At 61.1% G+C, this 5006-nt stretch carries 5 protein-coding genes; 1 reads left to right on the top strand and 4 read right to left on the bottom strand.

The genetic code is table 11. The features are described from left to right. Positions 1-56: 56 nt before the first annotated feature. Complete coding sequence (locus tag MAMT_RS04925; RefSeq protein ID WP_142659897.1) at positions 57-734, bottom strand: lipid-binding SYLF domain-containing protein; 678 nt, start codon at positions 732-734, stop codon at positions 57-59. A 167-nt stretch (positions 735-901) separates the two neighbouring features. Between MAMT_RS04925 and MAMT_RS04920 the strand changes: the two genes are divergently transcribed. Then, positions 902-2275 (top strand): MBL fold metallo-hydrolase, encoded by a 1374-nt coding sequence (locus MAMT_RS04920; protein ID WP_142659896.1) that lies wholly within the window; start codon positions 902-904, stop codon positions 2273-2275. Here MAMT_RS04920 and MAMT_RS04915 read toward each other — a convergent pair. From MAMT_RS04915 to purQ, 3 genes are all read right to left on the bottom strand, one after another. Beyond that, positions 2272-3774: an ArnT family glycosyltransferase gene (locus tag MAMT_RS04915; RefSeq protein WP_142659895.1), complete on the bottom strand. Its 1503-nt coding sequence runs from the start codon at positions 3772-3774 to the stop codon at positions 2272-2274. The two genes, MAMT_RS04920 and MAMT_RS04915, sit on opposite strands and share 4 nt — an antisense overlap. A 120-nt stretch (positions 3775-3894) precedes the next feature. Then, on the bottom strand, positions 3895-4494 hold the full coding sequence (locus tag MAMT_RS04910) for a methyltransferase domain-containing protein (protein ID WP_142659894.1): 600 nt from the start codon (positions 4492-4494) through the stop codon (positions 3895-3897). After that, the coding region (gene purQ, locus MAMT_RS04905; protein WP_142659893.1) for a phosphoribosylformylglycinamidine synthase I at positions 4472-5006 on the bottom strand (535 nt) is incomplete at its 5' end. The genes MAMT_RS04910 and purQ, both read right to left, overlap by 23 nt.

Below are 5006 nucleotides of genomic sequence, written 5' to 3'. Positions count from 1 at the left end.
TCCTCGGTTCCGAGGAAGCCCGCTGAAAGCCTTCTCTAGCTTCTATTTTTCCGATCCTACTTCCGGTAAGGGGCGTTGAGCTCGTGGATGAGCTCCTTCGCTCCCGCCGGGGGCGCAACCTTACGCTCCAGGATCTCCCGAGTTGTTACCTTCTTCCCGTAATACTCCTTGTCGGTTCCCCGATCGGGCTCGACGCTGCTTTCCTTGAAGGCGGCCGCGGTCCAGAAGCCCTTCTTCCGGGTATAGACATAGACCGGAGCGACCTTATGGTGCTTCACCTCTTGTTCCGAGGTGGGTCCGGCAGCGACGGCGAGATCAACACCCAGCTTGAACTTGTGTCCTTTGGCAAAATGCTCGACGGCTTCGGGCGTGTTCAAGATGAAGAGAAGCTGCTCGGTTTCCGCTCCCACCTCGAGGCCAAAGCTCATTCCGCCGCTCTTCATGGCCGCCGGGCCGGACCAGCCATGAGCGGTCTTGGCCATAACCAAGCCCTTTCCGGAGGAGAATCCGAGGATGAACCCTTCTTCCTTTTTCCTGAGATAGGCGAGGCCCTTGGCACGCTCGAGGACGGAGTGCGGAATCGTGTGCGTGCTCCTGCCCTTGAAATGATGAACGTCCTTGGCGGCGTGGTTGACGGTCTCTTGCATATCCCAGGCCGCCCATCCGGATGTGGCAATCGAGAGGAAGCCCAGCACAGCGACTGCTGCGGGGAAAAGTCGTGTAGGTGGTTTCATTGGAAAAAGTTGTTAGCAGGCGAGCCGGAAAAAGCAAGCATGCGGACAAAAAAGTTTTGGGTGATGCATCCTCGTCTGCTTTGTCTTGACAGATCGGGGGATCCGAAATCTATTGACCTATCCTGAAGGCGGTCGCGAATGGCGACATCTTCTTCGGTTTGCCGTTCGTGAAATTCACCAATTTGACCCGCGCCAACGAGATCGGCGCCAATTCCTACCTTCTCGAGTTTGACGGTGAGGGGCGGATCATCCTCGATGCAGGCCTCCATCCCCGGAGGGAAGGGGAGGATGCAACGCCGAACTTCGGCCCGATTGGGAATCACGCGGCGGACGCCGTGGTGGTGAGCCACGCCCATCATGACCATATTGGTTCGCTCCCTCTCTTCGTGCGTCGCAAGCAAAAGATGCCGGTCTACTTGAGCGAGGCTACCTACCTCCTTGCGGAGCCGCTTCTGCACAATTCAGTCGAGGTGATGCTTAAGCAGAGAGCGTCGCTAGGAATCACGAGTTACCCACTCTTCACCCACAAGGAAGTCGATCGGGCTGCGAAATCTTATCGAATTTGCCGGGCCGGTCACGAATGCTCGATCCACGGCGAATCCGCTCCCAAAGGGGAACCTCTGAGCTTCCGGCTCTACCCCGGAGGGCATATCCTTGGGGCGGTTGGAGTGCGTTTCCGTCATCGGGATCGACAGATCCTCTATACGGGGGATGTGAGCTTCCAGGAGCAGACGCTCATGCCGCCTGCGGATTTCCCCCTGGATGGAATTGACACTCTCATCATTGAAGCAACCCGCGGAGGCAAGGAGACGCCCGAAAATCAGAGGCGGCCGATGGAGATCGAGCGGCTGATCTCCTCGATCCAGGCCACGTTTCGGAGGGGAGGGGCGGTTCTCATCCCGGTCTTCGCCCTGGGGAAAACGCAGGAACTTCTGGCCACCCTCTACCTGGAGCAGAAGGCGGGCCGGCTCCCCCGATGCCCGATCACGATCGGCGGTTTAAGCAGGAGCTTCACGCAGATCTACGACCGGTTGGCAAGCCGGTCTTTCCGGCGGCATCCCGGATTGAGCCTCTTGGGCGATGTGGCTCCAACGGTGCTGGATGGTCGGACGGTTCGTCAACTCTCCCCCAAGCCGGGGGAGATCTATCTCGTCTCCTCGGGGATGATGACCGAGCGCACTCTGTCGAACATCCTGGCCCAGCGGTTCCTTCCCGAGGAACGCCATTCGATCCTTGTCGTCGGCTATTGTGATCCGAATTCCCCGGCGGGACAGCTTTTGCAGACCTCGCGCGGCAATCTCGTAGCCCTCGATTCCGAATCGCCCCCCCGACCGCTCCTCTGTGAGGTGGATCAGTTTGACTTGACCTCGCACGCCATTCGAGAGGACCTCCTTGCCTACATCTTCCGGTTGAACCCCCGGCTTTGCGTCCTCGTTCACGGGGATCCTCCGGCGCTCGCCTGGTTCCAGGAGCGGCTCCGTGAGGAAAGACCCGGCATCGAGGTGGTCGTGCCTCCTCCGGGAGAGGCTTTGGAGCTTTAGTTCCCTCCCGGCCTCTGCAGAAGCCAGAAGCGGAAGTACTCGATGCGCCGGTCTTTCCATTGCCGCCAAGCCCCTCCCAGGCATCGAGCCTCGGGAAATTCGTGGTGCAACTCCATGGGCACCGTCCCCTCGGTTTCGCTTGAAACGTAGAGGGCGCTGCTGCCTCGTGTGAGAGGGTAGCCGGGCCAGACGGCAAACTGTGTGCCCGCCCTCCGGAATTCGGGCACGAAGACCTCTCTCCCATGGGCGTAGAACGAGACTTCGCTTGCGACCGCATAATCATTCGCGATCCAAAAATCCGGATGGCAAGTGGCTGCCTGTCGTTCGGCTTCCTGGGCGATCTCCGCCCAGCCCCGCGCGCGCAGAAGCGGGTCTTTTCGCCCCAGCAGACCGGAGCCAAGCCCGTGGAGGAAGGCGGTTTCGACCAAGGCCAGGGCAAGAGCGCCTCCCACGACGAGCCGGGCCCATCGGTAGCGGCGAGCTCGGTCACCCCAATAGGCCACGGCCGCGATGAGCGCGGCGGAGGAGGCGGTCACGGTCCAGTTCGCCTTGGCGGCCTGATGGAGGCTCAGGACCGCATAGAAAACGAAGACGGGAAAGAAAAGCCAAGCCAGGAAGAGAGAAGGGGCCCCCGGGGAGCGATCCCGGAGGCCGACCGCCGCTGCCCAGAGAAGGCCGAGAAAGACGAATGGGGAGAGAGCGAGCGCCTGCTCTGTTAAAAACTGAACCATCTCCTTCGGTTCGATGGTGAAGGGCTCTTGCAACCCGCCTCGGTGGAGGAGATGGAGAATGGTTGCTCCCCCGTGAGCCGCGTTCCACGCCAGGAAGGGCAGAAGGCCTAAAGCGGCGGAGCCGAGCAGCAGGAAAAAACGGCCCGAAAGGAGGTGCGATCGGCCCGTCCGGCTGCTCAGTAGGAAGAACGTAAAGGAAAGCGGCTCGAGCCAGTTGACGAACTTTGCTGCGAAGCCGACGGCGACGGACAGGCCCGAGGCAACCCAGGGCCAGAGGGCGGGATTTTCGAGGCCCTCCCAAAAAAAAGCGGCCGCCAGGAGCCAGAAAAATACCGACGGGGAGTCGATGGTCATCAGCACCGATCCGACCGCAAAAATGGGGATGATCGAGGCAACCGCTGCCGTCGCCACTCCGCACCAAGAAGAAAAAAGCCGCTGACCGAGCCGATAGAAGAGCCAGCCGGTTCCTATCGAGAGAGCGACGCTGGGAAGACGAACCCCGAGAACGGAATCGCCCAAGAGAGCGGTACTCAGCCCGATCAGCCAAGCTACGACCGGCCCTTTGGTGACATAGGAGAAAGCGGGGTGCTTTGCCCAGAGCCAGTAGTGCGCCTCGTCGGGCAAGAGATCGAGAGTGGCCGCGTAGCGAAGGCGGAAAAGAGCTACGATCAAGAGGCCCGCGGCCATCGTCCAATCGAGGCGGGTACGAGGGAAGAAGAGAGGCAAAAAGGGAGGTCTTTCTTTCGCCTCCGGCGAATCGACACCCATTCAGCCCCGTTCCGTTCTACAGCCCTTTCTCACAAAGTTCGTACCCGAGGCATCGCAAATGGGCTTGGGTGCGAGGCGGGAAGAGAGAAGGAACATACGGATCGGAAGGCGGTGAACTCGTCACTCTTTTCGCGCGAGCAGACGGAGGATTTCCTCGCCCTCCCTGCCAGGATAGCAGCATGAGGGCAGCCATTCGGCCTCGACGACGAAGTCGGAGGAAAAAAACAAATCCAACTCGTCGAGCGTAAAGCAGTGAGGAGGCGGCTCGGGAGGAGCCGTGGCGAGAAAGAAGATGCCGAGAAGCTTTCCGCCGGGCTTCAGTGCCCGGCGGACCGAGCGGACGTAATCCGGTCGCCTTTCCGGGGGGATCGCGCAGAAGCAGGTATGCTCCCAAACCAGGTCGAAAGCTCCGGAGAACTTCTCGGGAAGAGCAAGGAAGTCGGCGTTCTGGTACTCCACCCGTGGATGGTCTTCCTGGCTACGTGCCTCCGCAAGGGCGGCGGGCGCGAAGTCGATTCCTACCACCTCCCAGCCATGCTTGGCCAAGAGTCGGACATCGTGGCCATGCCCGCAGCCGGGGACGAGCACCCGGCCTGGTCTTGAAAAGCGCAAGAGGGATTCCTCGAGGGCGGGCGAGGGCATGCCTCGATTCCAGGGAGCGTCGCCCAGACGATATCGACTCTCCCAATAGGCGGGATCATCGAGCGGCGCTGCCGACATAGAGTGCTCCAGGCTCGGTCTTGGACGGGGTCGAGCCGAGGGAACGAAAGAGCCTGAGCCCGTCGGTCGACGCAAGAAGAGTCTCACAAGCGCGCTCCGGATGCGGCATCAGCCCGACCACGTTCCCCTCCTCGTTGCAGATGCCGGCGATATTCTCGACGGAGCCATTGGGATTGGCTTCCGTTGTGATGTCGCCGTGGACGTCGCAGTAGCGGAAGAGGATGGAGCCGGATCGTTCCAGCCGGTCGAGTGCCCTTGCGTCGGCGTAGTAGCGCCCTTGGCCGTGCGCGATCGGCATTTGAACCACTTCTCCGGCAGCAAAGCCCCGGGTGAAGAGGCAGCAGTTGCTCTCCACGCGCAAGCGAGTCGGATGGCAACGGAAGAGCCCGTCCGTGTTGGTCAGCAGAGCTCCTGGAAGAAGCCCTGCTTCGCAGAGAATCTGGAAGCCGTTGCAGATTCCGAGGACCGGCAGGCCGGAGCGGGCGGCTTTTCCGACCGCCTCCATGATGGGG

The sequence above is a fragment of the Methylacidimicrobium tartarophylax genome (genome assembly GCF_902143375.2).
GTDB classification, from domain to species: Bacteria; Verrucomicrobiota; Verrucomicrobiia; order Methylacidiphilales; family Methylacidiphilaceae; genus Methylacidimicrobium; species Methylacidimicrobium tartarophylax.
This window is presented reverse-complemented; position numbering and strand designations above follow the sequence as displayed.